Raw genomic sequence first — 19,283 nt, 5'->3', positions numbered from 1 at the left:
TACCCTATCAGGAGCCCTTATTCGCGTAAAGCGTTCCGTATTTTTTTATTCCAGGCCAACTGCTGTGCCCGGTTTCGGGAGAAATTGGTCTCTTTGTCATAACGATGCTGAAAGGCATTGAGTTCCTTGATAATATCCCTGTAAATGGCCCGTATTTCCGCTTTTATATTCTCCGAAAAGCGGGTCGCTGCCACAATTCTTCTCATCTTACGCGCCTGTAGCTCGGCAATGTCAAAATGGAGCTGCTCGTGACTAAGGGTGAGCTCATCGCAAAGGTCCGGTTTATACCACGATTTATGGGGATAGAAAAAAGTGTGCACCTCAAAATCGAGTTCGATCTCACCATTTCTCGAAAGGGAGGAAAACCGATAGGTAAGACCGCTGGCCGTAGTAGCTGCCGCCCTATCCCCATTCGGGGGATTACCCTTAAAATCGGTCCAGGCCAATCGCTTGTCTGCGCTCCAGGGTATGGTATCAAATTCCTGGGCAAGACCTGGAAAAAGGGTAAAAAGAAGGACAAAGGTGCCGATATACTTTAACGCTCCCAATGAAAATCAATTTGTAGGGTTATCGAGGGGTTGATACTTTGGAAAACGGGGCAGGTATTCGCCGTGTGTTCCAATATTTTTCTGTGCTTATCCGATACTCCGCCCGGTAAGTATAGGGCAACTTCAATTTTGGAAATTCTACGCGGATCCGAGGCCATATGTTTGGTCACCTCGGCAGTAGTATCCCGTAAATCCACTTCATGGTCCCTTGCCTTGATTCCCATAACCGTGAGCATACAACTGGCCAGAGCCGTGGCCACAGTATCTGTAGGGGAAAAGGCCTCACCCAAACCCTGGTTGTCCAAAGGTGCGTCCGTAATAAATTCATTGCCCGATCGTATATGGACACATTGGGTGCGCAAGGCTCCTAAATAAGTGACTTTAGAGGTCATTTGTTACGGTTTTACTTCCTTGATCCACATGGTATCGTACTGCATAATGTAGGAGGCCGTATTGAAATATCCCGAACTGATGTCCTTGTTATAATCGAACTTGTTCCCTGTATATTCAATTTCCCCGATCAGTTGGGACGCCTCAAAAAGGTTGTTCTTGTAGGCCAGTTTCAACAAAAGGTCGTAGGTAAGATCAAATCCCCTTATGGCATATCGGTCCGGAATGGATCCAAACCGTTGTCTGTATTGCTTTACAAAAGCATCGTTCCCAACCTCCTTATATACCGAGGGATAGCAAAAATTCAGATTGGAAAGGTGGGAGCTCGAAATGACGTCGTTCTCAAAGGCTTTGTTTTTGTTTGTGGTAAACATTTTAATTTTTATGTCCTCGGTAATGGATGAATTCAAAATGGAACTAACGCTCGATACGATTTTAAAATTATCCGTTTCCACAAATACCCAGTTCTCATGCTCTTCGGACAGCATTGCGCTAAACACTTCGATATCTACCGATAAGTTTTCCTTCAAGGTCACCGTCTTGGCCAAGGGGAACCTTTCCACGATCAATGCCTCTACAGGTTTGTTGATCGAATCGGCAATAATAATAATGTTCTGCTCTTCCCGTATGCCCTCTGCATAATTTAGGATCCTTTCCCGTAAAATGTCATCCGAGGGAATGGAAAAGAAGACATTGCCCAAGCTAATATCGCTGTTGGAAGCGATAGGGGCTATGACCGGTACTTGATGATTGGCCGCCTGTACAGCAACTTCCTTGAGCGAATTGGGGTCCAAAGGCCCTATGATGGCACTAAACCCGTTGAGGTTTTCCCGGAGAAGGATTTCCTTGGTCCTGTTCAGATTTAACTCATTATCAAACGTTTTGACATCGACGGAAATCCCCAGCTTGGCTATGGAATCCAACGCGACAAGTGCCCCGGAATACAAGCCCAGGCTGTATTTGATATCATTTCTTCTTTCCAGATTCTTCTTGGTGTTTTCGGTATCATTGAGATTCAGTCGATCCAAACGAAAAGGCAGTAAAAACAACAATCTGGGTCGATTGCTCGTATTGATGCTGTCCAGCAAATTGATCTTGTCCAAGATCAAGGCATTCTTCACCTCAAACTCCCCTTCCTTATCCCTTGGTAATTTTAAGACCATCCCAGCCTTTAACCCCTCGGTCAGATCCGGATTTAGCGCTACAAGCTCGGTATAGGTAATATTGAGGTTTTGGGTTAGTCGAAATACATTTTGTCCGGGTTTTACCTCATAAAAGATAAAATTATCGGTATTAACTTCCCCACTGTCATCCTTTTTCTTGGGTAGACGAATGACCATACCTTCCTTGAGTCCGCCAAGTTCAATGATCTCGGGGTTCAATTTAACGATCTCCTGCGAGTCAATGCCGTATTCCCTTCCCAAACTGTACAAGGTTTGCTTGGGCGGCACGGTATAGGATTCGTAGAGCGACACTTCCTGTTCTTCAATGCTGCTTCCGGCCAGTATGGGCAAACGCAGCTGTTGCCCTTCGGCAAGGTAATTCGTTGTTTTGGGCAGTTCCGGGTTCAACACCAACAGGCTGTCTATGGTAATACCGTACTTATGGGCAATGCTCCAGCGTGTCTCCTTTGGCTTTACCGTGTATTGTTCAAAATTCAGGGAATCTATCTGGGTCTCCTCTTGGCGTACCCTGCGGTATTTTGGAATTTTTAACCGCATCCCTTTTTTCAGCTGTGCGGCGTACAGTTCCCTATTATATCGTTTTATATCGTCTTCGGTTATCCGATACCGTTTAGAAATGCTGTACAGGGTCTCTTTTCGCCTTACCCTATGGGAGGTATACCCTATGGGTTCCTCCTGTACCGGAGCTTCTTCCGCAGCCTTAGGGGCGGAAATGGTATCCTGAACTCCAGTAGCCTGGCCCCCGAGTGGAATTACCAGCACGGTATTCGGCCGCAAGGGTTCTCCTTGTTTTAGCTCCTTGTTGTATGTAAGAATGTTATAGGGGGTAACCCGGTATTGCTTGGCAATACTCTCCAGTGTTTCCCCTTCCTTTACCGCATGGGTCTTGAATTGCTGAGCCGCTATGGTAAGGCTCCACAACAGGAGCACTATAGCGGTCAAAACAGATTTAGGCATCATTTTCATTTTTATTCCCATTCTATGGTCGCCGGCGGTTTGGAACTAATGTCGTATACTACTCTATTAACGCCTTTAACCTTATTTATTATCTCATTCGAAGTTTTTTGTAAAAACTCATAGGGCAAATTCACCCAGTCTGCGGTCATTCCGTCCGTACTTTCCACAGCCCTTAAAGCTACGCATTTTTCATAAGTACGCTCATCACCCATAACGCCTACACTATGTACGGGCAGGAGCATGGCCCCGGCCTGCCAGACCTTGTCGTAAAGCCCCCATTCCTTTAATCCATTGATAAAAATCGCATCCACATCCTGTAAAATGCTGACCTTATCGGCCGTGATATCACCTAGAATGCGAATGGCCAAACCAGGGCCTGGAAAAGGGTGCCTTCCTAAAATAGAACCATTGATGCCCATACTGGCACCCACTCTACGCACCTCATCCTTAAACAACATTTTTAACGGTTCTACAACGTTCAACTTCATAAAATCGGGCAACCCGCCCACATTGTGATGGCTCTTTATGGTTGCCGACGGTCCGCCTGTGGCAGAAACCGATTCAATCACATCCGGATAAATCGTACCCTGGGCCAACCATTTGGCATCTTCCACCAAATGCGCTTCATCGTCAAAAACCTCAATGAACACCTTGCCGATGATCTTTCTCTTTTTCTCCGGATCGGCCTCTCCGGCCAACTTATCCAAAAAACGTGCCGAAGCATCCACACCCTTTACATTAAGGCCCATATGTTGGTACTGGTCCAGCACATCATGGAACTCGTTTTTTCGTAACAATCCGTTGTTCACGAAGATGCAGTGCAGGTGTTTTCCTATGGCCTTGTGGAGCAGCACCGCCGCTACGGAAGAGTCTACCCCGCCCGATAATCCCAGGATTACCTTATCATTACCTATTTTTTCCCTTAGTTGGGCCACGGTGGTCTCCACAAAGGCATCCGGGGTCCAGGTCTGGGCCACCCCTGCAATAGTAACGAGAAAATTTTCCAACAATTGTTTCCCATCCGTGGTATGGTACACCTCCGGATGAAATTGTATCCCATAGGTATCCTCCCCTTCAAATTTAAAGGCCGCGTATTCCACATCCGTAGTGCTGGCCAAACGAACGGTATGATCTGGCAACTCCTTGATGGTGTCGGAATGGCTCATCCATACTTGGCTACCTTTGGAAATGCTTTTAAAGAAAGCTTCCCCGTCCTTGATATCAGAAAGACGGGCTCGTCCGTATTCCCGTGTGGCCGAGGCGGCCACATGGCCTCCATTGAAGTGAGCCAAGTACTGCGCACCATAACAGACTCCCAATAGTGGCTTCTTTACCCTTATTTGGGACAAATCTACGTGAAGGGCATCATCACCTCGAACGGAAAAAGGCGAACCGGAAAGGATAACGGCCTTGTACTCTGAAAGATCCTCAGGCAGATGGTTATACGGTTTAATTTCACAGAAAATATTCAGTTCCCTAACCCTTCGGGCGATGAGTTGTGTGTACTGGGAACCAAAATCTAAAATAAGGACGTTGTTTTGCATGCGCAAAAATACTAAATCGGATGAGTTGCAAAAGTTTCTTTTGGGTATATTTATAAGCAGTATTCAAAAAGTTATCAAGATGAAGAACTTCCTTGTTATTTTCCTTACACTTATCGGCTGCACCCTCCACGCCCAGGAAGAGGGCTGGACCATTTCTACCGGAAAGGTAGACCGGTATACGGGAATTGTAACCGCTAATGGAAGAATAGGCATTCTTCCCGAGGACAAACCCTTCGAGACCCGATCGGTCATTCTCAACAATGTGTACGACAAGGAGTCACCTTTGGGGGTAAGCAAAATTTTGTTGGGCATGAACTTCGCCAATCTCGAGATGGCCATTGACGGAGAGCGGATCACCGAGGACAATAGTAGCGATTTTCACCAGGTTTTGGACATGAAAACGGCTGCTTTCACCACCTCTTTTACTTTTAGGGACAAGGCCAAGGTTTCTTATACTATTTATGCACTTAGGAATGTTCAATATACTGGTTATGTGGATATTAAAGTTATTCCTACAAAATTATTAAAACTCCAAGTTACGGGCAAGATCAACACGCCGGAGGAATATCAGGACCCGGTAAGTACCTTTCGTGTGCTCAGGGATCTGGAGACCACCATGCCCATCCTGCAAACCGTGGCGAAAAGTAGATTGGGAAGACATACCGTGGGTACGTCGGCCACCTTTATTTGGCACGCCATCAATTCTACCCGCGAGCATCAAAGGCCGCATTTAACCCATGAAAAAGTGTCCGACTATGACAACCGACTGTCTTTTGAAAAGGAATTGAAGAAGGATGAAATATATGAATTTGCCTGGACAGGTGCCGAGTGCACCACGCAGGATTTTGAGGATCCCCAGACCGAATCCGAACGCTTTGTCATCTTTAATTTGCTAACGCCGAGGGAGGATTTGTTGGACCAGCACAAAAAGTTATGGGCCGATCTTTGGCAAGGTGATATTGTTATTGAGGGGAACATACAGGATCAGCTGGATGTGCGCCTAGGACTCTACCATCTATACGCCTTTTCCAGGGGCGATTCCGATCTGAGTATTGCCCCCATGGGATTGTCCTCCCAAAATTACAACGGCCATATCTTTTGGGACACTGAACTTTGGATGTTCCCTCCTCTCCTCCTACTCAATCAGGACATTGCACGCTCTTTGGTCAACTACCGATCGGACCGCCTGGGAAAAGCAAAGGAAAAAGCAATCAATTTTGGGTATAAAGGCGCTATGTTTCCCTGGGAAAGCGATGATACCGGGGAAGAATCCACCCCCGCCTGGGCCCTTACGGGAACTTTTGAACACCACATAACGGCCGATGTGGCCATTGCCTTCTGGAACTACTATCGGGTGACCAAGAACAAGGCTTGGCTGATAGCGCGTGGATACCCGCTAATGAAAGAGGTGGCAGACTATTGGGTAAGTAGATCCGTAAAGAACCAAGATGATAGCTATAGCATCAAAAATGTAGTAGGCGCCAATGAATTTGCACCCAACGTGGACGATAATGCGTTCACCAATGGTTCTGCCATTACCGCACTGGAATTTGCCATTGAGGCCGCCCAAACCGTTGGGGAAACCCCGGATCCCACCTGGCAGGAGGTGGCCTCCAAGATCAAGATCCATAAATTCCCCGATGGCACCACCAAGGAACACAGTACCTATGAGGGCGATATCATCAAACAAGCCGATGTAAACCTGCTCTCCTACCCGCTTCATGTGATTGCCGATGAGGAAACGATCATTAAAGATCTGAAGTACTACGAGCCCAAATTGTCTCCGGAAGGTCCGGCCATGGGGCAATCCGTTTTTGCAGTGCTCTATGCGCGTTTGGGTGATGCCAAGGAAGGCTATCGCCTGTTCAAACGCAGTTATGAACCCAATAAGCGTCCGCCCTTCGGCGCCCTTTCGGAAACCGCTACGGGCGAATACCCATATTTTGCCACAGGTGCAGGGGGCATGTTGCAGGTGGTGCTTTTTGGTTTTGGCGGTTTGGACATCACGGATCAGGGCATCGTTCAGCAAAATCCCATACTCCCTAAAGAATGGGAATCTTTGACCATAAAGGGTGTGGGGCCGGAAAACAAAACCTATTGGGTAACGCATTAGGTCGAATATACGTCCCTGCGATTCAACAAGTTGGTGATAAATCCTTATTTTAGGGGATAAACCAGCCTGTTATGAAATCTACACACCCAAGCTTCTTGCTCCTAGGTCTTTTGTTTTCCCTGAACCTTACCGCGCAACAACAAAATTTGGACAGCCTACGCGCCGTTTACAACACTTTGGGGGAGGATACCCTAAAGGTGGAAATCCTAGGCGACCTGTTCAATGCTACCATAAACAGGGATATGCAAACGGCCCAGGCCTATGCCAAGGAGCGACTCCAACTGGCCAAAAAGTTGAACTACCGCAAAGGAACGGCTGATGCCCATGACGACGTGGGGAACTACTTCAAATATACGGGCAAGGTAGATTCTGCCCGCTTTCATTTTAGAAAAGCCCTTGACATTTACAAGGAATACGACAATCTTAAGGGCGAGGTAATGATTACCTATGCCCTTGCCACCCTGGAACTGGGGGAAGGCAATCATGAGAAGGCCCTGGAACTCTCTGATCAAAATCTGGCCAAACGTGAGCAGATGGGTGATTCCCTCGGTCTCGGTATCGAATATAACTTTAGGGCCGGTATTTTTGAACAAAAGGGCAGTTTTAAAATTGCTTATGACAACATCCTAAAGGCCCTGGCCATATACGATAAAATTGATGAACCCCTCCGCAAGGCAGACGCGCTCAATGGTCTTGGTTCCCTGGAAGCTAGTTTCTTAAATTTTGAAAAGGCCAATGAATATGGCCTGGAAGCCCTGAAGATTTATCGCGAGCAAGACGACACCTTATATGAGGCGGTATCCTGTAATGTGGTGGGCCAAAGCTATATGAGCCTGAACGATTTTGCAAATGCTGAAAAATACCTTCTGGAGGCCATAGCCCTGTCCAAGCAATTGAACATTAAGTTGTTGGAAGGGGGCGCTACCCGGAATCTGGGGCGCAACTATGTGAAACAAAAACGCTACGTGGAGGGCATCGAAGCTTTGGAGCAAGCGGTGACCATCCATCGGCAAACACCTCGTCCTATAGCGCTGGTCCGTTCCTTATACTTCCTGGCATCGGCGTATAATGAAACCGGGCAGCGCCAAAAAGCCTTGGATGTGCTGAACGAATCGGAAATCCTGGCCAAATCCTCAAAATTCGCTGCCATGTTGGGAGATATTTACGGGGAACGATCCAAAGCCCTGGAAGCACAATCGGATTATAAAACCGCCTTGGCCGATGTTCGGGAATTCAAACGCCTCAATGACAGTATTTTTAACTCGGACAAGACCAAACAGATCGAGGAACTGCGTACCATCTATGAGACGGAAAAAAAAGAACAGCAGATCGTGCTCCAAAAGAATGAAATAGACCTTCTGGAACAAAAGGCCGAAATAAGCAACCTACAGCGCATTTTGATGGGGGCAGCCCTGGTGCTTTCACTATTGGGGTTTTATGCCCTACGCCAAAAAATGAAGCGAAATAGATTGGAGCGCGAAAAAGTGGACGCTGAATTGGCCTTTAAAAAGAAGGAACTCACCACGCATGCACTACACCTTGCCAAAAAAAACGAAGTGCTCGAAAGTGTAAAACAAAAGGCCAAGGAACTTAAACTGGCAGAAAACCAGCCCGGGTACCAGCAGTTGATACAGACCATCAATTTTGATCAACAGGACGATAGGAATTGGGAAAACTTTACCCAATATTTTGAACAGGTGCACAAAGACTTTGCATCCAACGTAAAATCCAAATACCCGGAAGTGACCAAAAACGAGCTCCGCTTTATGGCACTTATGAAAATGAACATGTCGTCCAAAGAGATTGCGGCCATCCTCAACATTTCCACCGACGGTATCAAAAAAGCGAGGCAACGGCTTCGAAAAAAAATGGACCTTAGCCCAGAAGATTCGCTCGAAAACACGGTTTTGACGATTTAATCCCTAGCTGATGACCTCTCAAACATCCCCTCTTAAAATTCCCAATTTTAATAGAACTAACCGAACTGCCATGAAACGCCCTGCCCTTTTTCTCCTTACCACCCTACTCCTGGGCAACGTTGAATCCATCATTGGCCAAAATCAAAAAAAGATTGATAGTGTGCTCCAAATCATAGGGACAACGGAAACCGATACCCTTAAGGCAGAAAACTATCTGACCTTGACAGATTTAACGCTGTTCAATGATCCCACTAAAGCCAGCGAGTATATTGAAAAGGCTTCCTTTTATTATACCAGAGCCAAAAACTTGAGGGGTCTTGCCAACGTCTTTGCAAAAAAAGCCAATTACTTTTACTCGCAAAGCAGCTATGACTCCGCACGATTCTATCTCAGGAAATCGGTAAACACCTCCTTAGAGATCAAGGATTCGTTACGAGCTGCGGTAATTAGGCATAACCTAGGTATTCTAGCCTTAAATGACGGTAGACAGGAAGAAGCTTCAGATATCATGGACATTAATATTCCTGTGTTTATCAAGTACGGGGATTCGGTGCATTTGGCCAATGCCTACCTTATGAAAGGTAAAATTGCCCTCTTAAGGGGGTTTTTCAATATCGCCTTGGAAGAAACCTATAATGCCCTACGGATACACGAACTGGTTGATGATACTTTTAGGAGAGCTGAAGATTTGCTGCAGATAGGGGTCATTTACCAAGACCTCAAAGAGCATGGGAAAGCCATAACGGTTTTTGAGCAGAGCCATGCCTTGTATGAGGAAATTGCGTACGATAAGTTCAGCGCACAGGTCCTAAATTACCTAGGTGTATCCAATATCCATAATAATGCCCTTGAAGCTGCCGGTGAAAATTTTAAAGAGGCCCTGGAACTATCCAAAAAATTGGACTATAAAGCCAATATCGCCAGAACACTCGTTAATTTAGGGGACTTGGAATATCATAAAGGAAACTTTCCCGAGGCGATCGACTTCTACCGGCAAGGTGCCGATTTATGGAAATCCGTCTCCTCATCCTATAACGAAGCAGATGTTCTTCTCTATATAGGTAAGGCCCATTTTGCCAACAAGGAATACACCATCTCGATCAACTATTTTGACCGCTGTATTGCAATTGGTGATTCAATAAATTCCAAACGAACGCTTAAGGACGCCTATTTGCTACGTTCACTAGCCAAGGAAAAGTTGACAAATTATAAGGAAGCACTTCACAGCCTACGCTTGGGCAAGACCCTTAGCGATACTATTTACAGTACGGAACGTACCCGCGCCACGGAGGAGTTGATTACCATCTATGAAACGGAAAAAAAAGAACAGCAGATCGTCCTACAAAAGAATGAAATAGACCTTCTGGAGCAAAAGGCCGAAATAAGCGACCTACAACGTATTTTGATGGGAGCTGCGCTGATCCTGTCATTGTTGGGGTTTTACGCCTTGCGCCAAAAAATGAAGCGAAACAAACTGGAGCGTGAAAAAGTAGACGCCGAACTCGCTTTTAAAAAGAAGGAACTCACCACGCACGCATTGCACCTAGCCAAAAAGAACGAAGTATTGGAAAGTGTAAAACAGAAGGCCAAAGAGTTAAAATTGGTGGAGAAGCAATCAGGGTACCAACAACTGATACAGACCATCAATTTTGATCAACAGGACGATAGGAACTGGGAAAACTTTACCCAATATTTTGAACAGGTGCACAAAGACTTTGCATCCAACGTAAAATCCAAATACCCGGAAGTGACCAAAAACGAGCTCCGCTTCATGGCCTTGATGAAAATGAACATGTCCTCCAAAGAGATTGCCGCCATCCTCAACATCTCTACGGATGGTATCAAAAAAGCGAGGCAACGGCTTCGAAAAAAAATGGCCCTTAGCCCGGAAGATTCGCTTGAAAATGCCGTTTTATCGATTTAACCCTTAGCTGACAATCCTTAGAAAACCCCATGCCTATTGACCTTAAAAGGTGTACCCCCTTTGTACCCCCTCCAAATTTTTATGTCCATCCATCAGCTTCTATGTTTGTGCTGTCATTAGTTTGACAATAACCGTTTTGTAGTGTCTTGCGCCGGCCTGGGCTGCAGACCATCCGGGTGCAGGTCACACAAAACGTAGATGAACTACAAAACTAGAATAGCATGAAAACACAAAGCACGTTTTTCAGAAAATGGGGTATGCTGCCCCTGATTATCCTAAGTATTATGTCCTGCAGCAAAGATGAGGCAGGAGGCGAAGGACCAGATCCCGGCCCGGACCCCACAGAGGCGACCACTTTTGCCGAGGTTATAGCCCTGGGCGGGGATTTTGAAGACTTTCCACAGAGCGAAACCGTGGAAGTACAAAGTGAGGACCCACCAGCGAACGAAGATTACGAGCGTGAAGAAGAAGGTGAAACCATACAGGAACGTTTTGTCTGCACCAAAAGAAGGGTAAGCGTTACTGATGGTAACGGAAAATTTCCTTTGTTCAATCCCAATTCGGGTATCATCTATCCAGGCAATATGCTTCAGGGGAAAACCTTGGATGATGCCACGCCCGAAGCCATACCGCTAAAACGCGCAGGCGGTACTATCTCCTATAATATCATTGATGGTAATTTACAATCCAGCTTTTCGGTGGACGAGGTCAAAACGAGTTCCATTCGCGATGCCCAGAACAATATTATTTTTGGATCTATCACAGATGGGGATTACAGTGTACCTGCCAACTTTTCCCTTAGCGTTAAGGAAGTACAGTCCAAAGAGGAACTGGCACTAAAGTTAGGCGTCAAGTTTAAGACTTTCGCCGCTAAGATTTCGGGTAACTTTTCGGTGAACACGAGTCGTGAGGTAAATACCGTCCTTGTAAAATTAACGCAACAATTTTATACCATGGATTTTGACGTACCTACCAGTCCCGATGGTTTTTTTGACGAAAGTGTAACCCCGGACCAGCTCAAGACCTACATTCAGCCAGATAATCCGGCCGCTTTCATTTCTTCGGTCACCTATGGAAGGACCTTCTATATGCTCTTTGAATCCACTTCTTCGGCCACTGAAATGAAGACCAAGTTAAACGCGGGCTATAAGACCATTGGGGCCAGTGCGGAGGGCTCGGTGGAATTCAACACCTTTAGCAGCCTAAAAAATCTGAGCCTGCAAGTAATTGCCTATGGAGGGGATGCCGCGGAGACCTTGGACGCCGTGGGCAATTTTACCGATAACAACAGCATAGGAACCTTTCTGTCCAACATTGGCAAGACCAGTGACATCCGTACCGGTCTTCCGCTATCCTATGTGGTCAACAGCGTGGAGCGACCTTCACGGATTGTCGGTGCCAAACTGGCCACGGAATACGATGTGGTGGAGTGTGAGCTCAAGGGTATTCTGCCACCCGGTATCTACAAGGACCTTGTGGATCTATTTGAAGATGGTATAGGTGCCATGGGCCGATTAAGGGGCAGCGATGTGCTAATCTTCAACAAGGCGGGCGACAAATATGCCTGGTTCAACGGAAATACCCCGGGTATTTTAAGCGATGGAGATCGGCGGATCTTTAGCATCTCGGACGCCACAGCTCCTTTGGGCGCCCTGGAATTGGAAAACGTGGGGGCAGTCGTGAAGTTTGCCGATAATCTGGCAGATAGACTGTATGTCATCAGTGGTGACGGGTTTAAACTGCAAATAGTCCGCTTTACCAATTATACCCAAAACACACTGCCTTCCGGACCCATTGGTACTCCCGGCGGTGTCCAATTGGTAAACCAAATTTTTGGGGATAGCGGTAACTTCATTATAGGAACCGACGGCTTTGAGGCAGCAGTAATCGTAGGCGTCACAAGCATGGCCTATTTTGCGAAACCGGGCGATAGGTATCAAATCTACAATAGTAGTGGCGCAGGTTCGTGGAGCGATCCCGTGGCATCGGACAAGTGGTTCCAGAACCAAACCAATGACGGGGGCACCCAATTTGATAAGGTGGGCGCGGCAACCAACTTTGCCCTGGGCGGAAGCAGTGGGCGTTTCCTCTTCGTAAACGGGGACGGAAACCAAATCCAGGAGTGGTTTTCAGAAGCAACGGAAAATGATAGATTTAATGGCCCGTGGGTTATTAATTGAAGTGTGTGAGTTAGTTTAAAAAAGGAAAGCCCTGACCTAGCAGTCAGGGCTTTTCATAATCAAAAAACCAACCTAAACACATGAATTTATGACACTAAACTTTCTTTTTCAAAAATCTTGCTTTAAAATAGTGTCTTCATTCTGATGGCACTCAAAATGCAAACTCAAGTCCTATTTTCATAGCAATCTTTGTATAGGTAACAACCCAAACACAAAATACCCTACCCCATTTTAATTTTTTTTATCTTTATTGGGAAAGACCAGTCTTGTCATGATCAAGGAATATTTTGATGAAGTAAGGGAAGAACTAGAACATGGGGCCACAAAAAAAGGGCACCCTTTTCGTTATTTTACCCTGGGAACCGTGGGTCTTGATCGTTTGGCCCGACTACGTACCGTAGTACTTCGAAAGATTACCGAGAACCTTGTATTGACCTTTTATACCGATAAGCGATCAAAAAAAGTCACCCATATCAAGGAAAATAACAAAGTGAGCTTACTTTTTTATCATCCCGAGAAATTATTACAGCTTAAAATAGAGGGTATTGCCTCACTTAATCTGGATGATGCCTCCAAAAAAAGGATATGGGACCGTATGGAGGCCTCATCAAAAAAAGGATATACCACTGTCGCAGCACCTGGAAGCGAAATCGAAGGTCCTGAAGCCATAGAATACCTGGAGGATCGGGATTACTTTGGAATGATCACGGTACATCCCTTTAAAATAGAATATTTGAAACTGGAGCATCCTTCCCATCTTCGCGTGCGCTTCTCAAAACAACACGATCTTTGGGTCGGCGAATTCCTGGTACCCTAAAAAGCGTCTTTCTTTTATTCCATGGTCTTAAGAATCACCCGGATATCGTCTTCGGTGGTATCGGGATTGATAAAGCAGAATCTGGCCACGGTTTCAAAGGCATCTTTCCTCTTCCATTTGGTGGGGGTAACCAGGGCTATTCCCTCCTTGTGATTTTTATAGGTCCAATTCGTATAATCCATGGGTGACCATCCCTTTCTCCTGAACAGTACACAGGACAAGCTGGGTGGACGCACCAATTCCAAATCCGGATGTGACGTGATCAGCGAACCTGCCAAGTTGGCCAAGGCTATTCCACACTCCACCGCCTCTTTATATTGATCGGTACCATGAGCCGCCAATGAAAACCACAAAGGCAATCCCCTTACCCTGCGGGTCAATTGTATTTGATATTCCGCCGGATTAAAACCATGGGCCCCTTCGTCCTTAAAAATATCCAAGTACGATCCCTTTTGGGAATGGGCCTCCTTGGCCAAGTCTGGATTCCTGTAGATTATGGCACCGCAGTCATAGGGCGAGAACATCCATTTATGTGGGTCAATGGTAATACTGTCGGCCTGTTCAATACCATTAAAGATATGTCGTACGGAATCTGCGACCAGGGCGCCTCCCCCATAGGCGGCGTCCACATGGAACCATAGGTTTTCCTCTTTACAAACCCTTGCGATGCCTTCCAGGTCATCTACAATGCCCGCGTTGGTGGTACCGCCAGTTGCCACCACGGCAAATAGCCTTTTACGTTTTTCAGGAGCCAAAGTCAATATGGTCTTTTGAAGGTGATCGGCCGTCATGAGGTCCTCGGTTTCCACAAGCACCACATCTACGTCGATTACTTTGGCCATGGCCTTAATGGACGAGTGGGCGGCGGCAGAGGTAACAATAATCCCCTTTTCCCCCTTGTTCCTATCCTCCCTTCGCCAATATTCACGGGCAGTAACCATGGCGGATAAATTGGCAGCCGTACCGCCACTGGTAAATACGCCAAAAGCGCCTTGGGGCATGCCTGTTATGGAAACCAGCCAGGACATGGCCTCATTCTCACAAAAGATACCCCCGGCTCCCTCCATCCAGTAAGCCCCATGGATACTCGAGGCCGAGGTAACCAGGTCGAACATGATCGCGGACCGCGTGGGTGCTGCGGGCACAAAGGCCAAATGTCTTGGATGATCAATGGGAACCGTAGCTTTGGCCAATACGTCCTTGAACAGGTGAAAGGCTTTTTCGCCTCCTATTCCGTCCGGGGTAATGGTATCCCCTACCAATTTCTTCAGTTCTTCCGATGTTTTTGGTTTTCCCAGTTCGGGCGAAGTGGTGGTGATTCGGCCAATGACATATTTCATGACATCCAGGGTCATTTCCACCACTTCAATATCTATATTGTGCATTTGGGATTTTTAGCAAAAATACTTCCGAAAATGGAAACGGAGCACAAAAGGGATCAATATTTTAAAATCAAAAAATCCATTTGTAAAGGAGCCAAGGTCTTTAGCAAGTACGGTATAAGTTCTTCGCCCATTTCGAGGTACAGCTCGGAAAAATTTAGGTTCCGTTCTTGAAGGGATTGATTGGGAAAAAGGGCGTTCTGCATCTCCGTCATACGCACCACCTGATCTTTGAGTTTCCTTTTTTGTGCCTGCAGGAGCCTTTTTTCCAAGCGGTCCAACCCCTTTAGTTGTTTAACCTCTTGGGCCTTTACTGCACCGTAAAAGGATTTATCTGTTTGATCTGCCAATTGAAACAAGGCCTGGAACTGCTCCTTTAAATGTTTTCGCTCTGGCGTAAAATCGATATTGATATTGGAAATCTCCCGGATCCTTTTATTGATAAAGCTGCTTTGCTTCAAAAAAAGATCGGCGACCTGTAGCTCCAATTTTTCTATTTTTTTCCGCTGTTTTTCGGTTATTACCAAGGCCGAATTCCGAAGTAGCAATACAGGAAATGGCACCTCCATGGCTTCGAAGGATGTTTTGAGCTCCAACCAATAGGCCAGTTCTCCCCCACCACCTATATAGCATAGATTGGGAAGGATTACCTCTTGGTACAAAGGTCTACTCACCACATTGGGCGAAAAACGTTCGGGGTGTGCTTCCAATTCGGCCAGCAGTTCTTCACGGCTAAACTCAATGGACGTGCTGTTTACTTGAAATTTGCCCTCCTGCTCCACAATGCGTTCCCGAAGACCTTGGTTTAAATAGAAATAATTGATCTCCCTGGGGTTGACCTGAATGGTGTAATTTTCGGGCAAGGCCTCCAGCCGGTCCATGGTTTGGGTAACCGCTTTAAAAGCCGTATTTTCCAATAGATCCTTCTTGATATAAGGAACCATGAGTTTTTTTAGACCAGCATCGTCCCCATCGATGATAACCAATCCGTACGCACCAAAAAGTACATTGGCCAGGTAACGTGTGGCATCGGTAAGTCGGTCGTGCTTTAAATAGGCGTCGGAGAACAGTTGCTTTAAATCATCGGCATGCTTGCCGGCCCCCAATTCTTGGGAAAATGCCTCGTAGAGGAGGTCCAGTCCGTCCGTCGGCAAATGCCCCACCGCACCTGAAGCTTCCTTGGTCCACTGCAATTTCTTCCCTTTGAAATTAAAAAAATTGATTTCCTCAAAATCGTGATCCTCTGTAGCCATCCAATAAACTGGGACAAAATCGTACTCCGGATACGCCTTTTTTAATTCCCGGGTAAGGTTAATGGTGGAGATAATCTTGTATAAAAAATACAATGGTCCGGTAAACAGGTTCAACTGATGCCCCGTAACTACGGTAAAACTGTTGGCGTTCCCTAAGCGTTGGATGTTCTGCTCCGTACCTTTGGACTTGCTTATCCCTTGGTATTGCTCCTGCAGGGTTTGGCTCAGTAAGATTCGATGTTTTTCTGGATAGTGGGCCTGCTTTTCTTCAATCTGTGCCTTAAAGTTTTTGAGGGTTGGAAATCGGTGATAAAAACCGCGTAGGTCCTCTTTTTCTTCCAGATAATCACATATCAATTTTGAAAAATAACCGGTCTGCTTAAAGGGAATGCCGTCTATATCCATATAAAAACCAAAAATATGCGTAAATATAGAATTCTATCCGCTTCCAGTTCCTAAAAATACGTTAAGAAGTTTTTCCCAAGAAAACCGATCAAGGGAGAAAACAAAACCACCGTACTACCACGGCTTGCCGTCGGATTCTAAGGTTCCAAGCGGCAGATTTCATCAATTATTGTTAGCTTTGGGGCATTACAAACGAAACAAACCTTTATGAAGTACTCCTTACTCGCATGCACCCTTTTGTTTTTTACCATTTCCATCGCCCAGGAGCTTAAAAGTCCCTCCGAATTTTTGGGTTATGAACTGGGTACCCAATTTACCCGTCATCACGAGGTGGTGGATTATTACCAGTACCTGGCAGAAACTGCATCCAATAGGGTACAGTTGGTGGAATACGGCAAAACCAATGAAAGGCGTCCTTTGCTTTTGGCCTATGTCAGTGCTGCCGCGAACATGCAAAATTTGGAAAACATACGTGAAGCCCATCTTAAAAGTACGCAAGGGCAAAGTGGTGCGGACAAAGCCATTGTATGGCTTAGCTACAATGTGCACGGGAATGAAAGTGTGAGCATGGAGGCCTCCATGCAGACCATTTATGCACTTTTGACGGAAAAGAGTGCCTATCTGGACAATACTGTGGTCATTATTGATCCCTGTATCAATCCCGATGGAAGGGATCGTTATGCCAACTGGTACAACCAATATAAGAACACTCCCTTTAATACGGACCCCAATAGCAAAGAGCATCATGAGGGTTGGTGGAACGGGCGATCTAACCATTATATGTTCGACCTTAACCGCGATTGGGCCTGGCTGACCCAAGTGGAAAGTAGACATCGATTAAAAAAATACAACCAGTGGTTACCGCACGTTCATGCCGATTTTCATGAACAAGGAATCAACAACCCCTATTTCTTTGCTCCCGCAGCGGAACCTTACCATGAGGTCATAACCGACTTTCAACGGGATTTTCAGGTGACCATAGGAAAAAATCACGCCAAATACTTTGATGCCCAGGGCTGGTTTTATTTTACCAAGGAAGTCTTTGACCTGTTCTATCCCAGCTATGGGGATACCTACCCTACCTATAACGGGGCCATTGGGATGACTTATGAACAAGGGGGAGGCGGAAGGGCCGGACTGGGGGTCATTACCCGTATCGGGGATACGTTGACCCTTAAAGATCGTATTGCTCACCACCTTACCACAGGACTGTCCACCGTGGAAATTGCTGCAAAGAACGCAGCAAAATTAAACGAAGAATTTCTCAAGTTTCATACCAGCAAGAACTACAAGTACAAGAGTTATGTCCTTAAGGGCGATGCCGATAGGTTAAAAGCCCTTTCCGAATTGCTGGACCAGCATGAAATACAATACGGCACGGCCAACAACGGTACCATAAAGGGCTTCAATTATGCCACTGGGAGAAATGGAAGCATGCGGGTTTCGGACCAAAGCATGGTGGTCTCCACGGATCAGACCAAGGGCACCTTGGTTAAGGTATTGTTTGAACCCGACGCCAAACTTAGCGATTCCCTTACCTATGATATTACGGCTTGGTCCCTGCCCTATGCCTACGGCTTGGAGGCCGTTGCCTCTGAAACGAGGCTCCCATCCAATCCAATGACCCCCTGGAAGGTGCATACGTCAGGTGATACGGGCGAGGCGGATGCCTATGCCTTTCTCACGGATTGGAGCAGCATGAACGATGCTCGGTTTTTGGCAGACCTGCTTCAAAGGGGTATCCGGGTCCGCTATGCACAAAAGCCGTTTACCCTGGACGGGAGAAGTTATGAGCGCGGCAGCTTGATCATCACTAAGGCCGATAACAAGGGGAACGCCAACTTCCTGGCCGACCTGGGAGCGTGTGCGGAGCGACATTCCAAATCCTTGACGGCCACCACGACCGGATTTGTGGAGCAGGGCAAGGATTTTGGTTCTTCCTATGTGGAAATGGTACCCAAGATAAAAGTAGCCGTGCTCGCTGGGAATCCTACCTCCACCTATCGTTTTGGGGAAATATGGCACTTTTTTGAAAAACAGCTGCACTACCCACTTACGGTGGTGGACAGTGATTATATGAATCAGGTAGATTTTTCCAACTACCAAATCCTTATTCTCCCTGGTGGCTGGTACGGAAACTTTTTTGATAAGGACAAACTGGCAGAACTTAAGAAATGGGTAGCAAATGGCGGCAAACTCATTGCTATGGGCGGTGCCATAAAAGGTATCGATGGTGAAGATGGCTTTGGAATAACACTGAGGGAAATGGGAAAAGACAGCACTGAGACCGCCATATATCCCTATGATGAAGGGCAGCGGGAACGCATTAAAAGTGCCATTACCGGTGCGGTCTTTAAGGCCAAAGTAGACAATACGCACCCCCTGGCCTATGGTTATCCCAACACCTATTTCACCTTAAAATTGGGAAATGACGCCTTTGAATATTTGGATGGAGGTACCGTGGCCTATATAGAAAATGATACCGTACCCATATCGGGCTTTGCGGGAAGCAAAGCCCAGAAACAAATTGGAGAGAGCCTGATTTTTGGCGTAGAGCAGCACGGACAAGGACAGGTCGTCTATATGGTAGACAATCCGCTGTTTCGAGGTTTTTGGGAAAACGGCAAGCTCTTTTTCGCCAATGCAATCTTTATGGTGGACTAAAAT

The 19,283-nt window shown here is 46.4% G+C and carries 12 protein-coding genes; 6 read left to right on the top strand and 6 right to left on the bottom strand.

What is annotated here, in order from left to right; all coding sequences use genetic code 11:
* Positions 1–17: 17 nt before the first annotated feature.
* The 4 genes from ACRD67_RS19195 to guaA are packed head-to-tail and all read right to left on the bottom strand — an operon-like array spanning position 18 to position 4,623.
* A complete protein-coding gene (locus ACRD67_RS19195) occupies positions 18–548 on the bottom strand; it encodes a DUF922 domain-containing protein (protein WP_430968907.1) in 531 nt (176 codons plus the stop codon).
* Positions 536–940 carry an OsmC family protein gene (locus ACRD67_RS19190; RefSeq protein WP_430968905.1) on the bottom strand — a complete coding sequence of 135 codons (405 nt, stop codon included), beginning with the start codon at positions 938–940 and terminating at the stop codon, positions 536–538. The genes ACRD67_RS19195 and ACRD67_RS19190 overlap by 13 nt, the downstream gene beginning before the upstream one ends.
* Before the next feature lie 3 nt (positions 941–943).
* Positions 944–3,079, bottom strand: coding sequence for a LysM peptidoglycan-binding domain-containing protein (locus ACRD67_RS19185; RefSeq protein ID WP_430968903.1), 2,136 nt, complete (start codon positions 3,077–3,079; stop codon positions 944–946).
* An 11-nt stretch (positions 3,080–3,090) separates the two neighbouring features.
* Positions 3,091–4,623, bottom strand: a complete 1,533-nt coding sequence (gene guaA, locus ACRD67_RS19180) for a glutamine-hydrolyzing GMP synthase (RefSeq protein ID WP_430968901.1) — start codon at positions 4,621–4,623, stop codon at positions 3,091–3,093.
* Between the two features lie 79 nt (positions 4,624–4,702).
* Between guaA and ACRD67_RS19175 the strand changes: the two genes are divergently transcribed.
* The 5 genes from ACRD67_RS19175 (at position 4,703) to ACRD67_RS19155 (ending at position 13,576) form a co-directional block, all read left to right on the top strand.
* Entirely contained in the window at positions 4,703–6,736 is a 2,034-nt protein-coding gene (locus ACRD67_RS19175; protein ID WP_430968899.1) for a kojibiose hydrolase, read from the top strand.
* 71 nt (positions 6,737–6,807) lie between these two features.
* Complete coding sequence (locus ACRD67_RS19170; RefSeq protein ID WP_430968897.1) at positions 6,808–8,655, top strand: tetratricopeptide repeat protein; 1,848 nt, start codon at positions 6,808–6,810, stop codon at positions 8,653–8,655.
* 70 nt (positions 8,656–8,725) lie between these two features.
* Positions 8,726–10,579, top strand: a complete 1,854-nt coding sequence (locus ACRD67_RS19165) for a tetratricopeptide repeat protein (protein WP_430968896.1) — start codon at positions 8,726–8,728, stop codon at positions 10,577–10,579.
* Between the two features lie 221 nt (positions 10,580–10,800).
* Positions 10,801–12,759 carry a thiol-activated cytolysin family protein gene (locus tag ACRD67_RS19160; RefSeq protein ID WP_430968895.1) on the top strand — a complete coding sequence of 653 codons (1,959 nt, stop codon included), beginning with the start codon at positions 10,801–10,803 and terminating at the stop codon, positions 12,757–12,759.
* Positions 12,760–13,030: 271 nt separating this feature from the next.
* A complete protein-coding gene (locus ACRD67_RS19155) occupies positions 13,031–13,576 on the top strand; it encodes a pyridoxamine 5'-phosphate oxidase family protein (RefSeq protein WP_430968894.1) in 546 nt (181 codons plus the stop codon).
* Between the two features lie 14 nt (positions 13,577–13,590).
* Here ACRD67_RS19155 and ACRD67_RS19150 read toward each other — a convergent pair whose 3' ends face one another.
* Positions 13,591–14,961 (bottom strand): pyridoxal phosphate-dependent decarboxylase family protein, encoded by a 1,371-nt coding sequence (locus tag ACRD67_RS19150; RefSeq protein WP_430968892.1) that lies wholly within the window; start codon positions 14,959–14,961, stop codon positions 13,591–13,593.
* A gap of 53 nt (positions 14,962–15,014) precedes the next feature.
* Entirely contained in the window at positions 15,015–16,616 is a 1,602-nt protein-coding gene (gene bshC, locus ACRD67_RS19145) for a bacillithiol biosynthesis cysteine-adding enzyme BshC (protein WP_430968890.1), read from the bottom strand.
* 207 nt (positions 16,617–16,823) lie between these two features.
* Between bshC and ACRD67_RS19140 the strand changes: the two genes are divergently transcribed.
* Complete coding sequence (locus ACRD67_RS19140) at positions 16,824–19,280, top strand: M14 family zinc carboxypeptidase (protein ID WP_430968888.1); 2,457 nt, start codon at positions 16,824–16,826, stop codon at positions 19,278–19,280.
* Positions 19,281–19,283 lie beyond the last annotated feature (3 nt).

The organism is Eudoraea algarum, from assembly GCF_050589645.1.
GTDB lineage: Bacteria > Bacteroidota > Bacteroidia > Flavobacteriales > Flavobacteriaceae > JBNGOQ01.
Note: the sequence above shows the minus strand (reverse complement) of the source record. Positions and strands in the feature narration are given on the sequence as shown.

Coding starts and splice junctions, on each gene's coding strand:
- ACRD67_RS19140 (WP_430968888.1), top strand. CDS start 16,824: ATGAAGTACTCCTTACTCGCATGCACCCTTTTGTTTTTTACCATTTCC.
- ACRD67_RS19165 (WP_430968896.1), top strand. CDS start 8,726: ATGAAACGCCCTGCCCTTTTTCTCCTTACCACCCTACTCCTGGGCAAC.
- ACRD67_RS19155 (WP_430968894.1), top strand. CDS start 13,031: ATGATCAAGGAATATTTTGATGAAGTAAGGGAAGAACTAGAACATGGG.
- ACRD67_RS19170 (WP_430968897.1), top strand. CDS start 6,808: ATGAAATCTACACACCCAAGCTTCTTGCTCCTAGGTCTTTTGTTTTCC.
- ACRD67_RS19185 (WP_430968903.1), bottom strand. CDS start 3,079: ATGCCTAAATCTGTTTTGACCGCTATAGTGCTCCTGTTGTGGAGCCTT.
- ACRD67_RS19150 (WP_430968892.1), bottom strand. CDS start 14,961: ATGCACAATATAGATATTGAAGTGGTGGAAATGACCCTGGATGTCATG.
- ACRD67_RS19160 (WP_430968895.1), top strand. CDS start 10,801: ATGAAAACACAAAGCACGTTTTTCAGAAAATGGGGTATGCTGCCCCTG.
- ACRD67_RS19175 (WP_430968899.1), top strand. CDS start 4,703: ATGAAGAACTTCCTTGTTATTTTCCTTACACTTATCGGCTGCACCCTC.
- ACRD67_RS19190 (WP_430968905.1), bottom strand. CDS start 940: ATGACCTCTAAAGTCACTTATTTAGGAGCCTTGCGCACCCAATGTGTC.
- guaA (WP_430968901.1), bottom strand. CDS start 4,623: ATGCAAAACAACGTCCTTATTTTAGATTTTGGTTCCCAGTACACACAA.
- bshC (WP_430968890.1), bottom strand. CDS start 16,616: ATGGATATAGACGGCATTCCCTTTAAGCAGACCGGTTATTTTTCAAAA.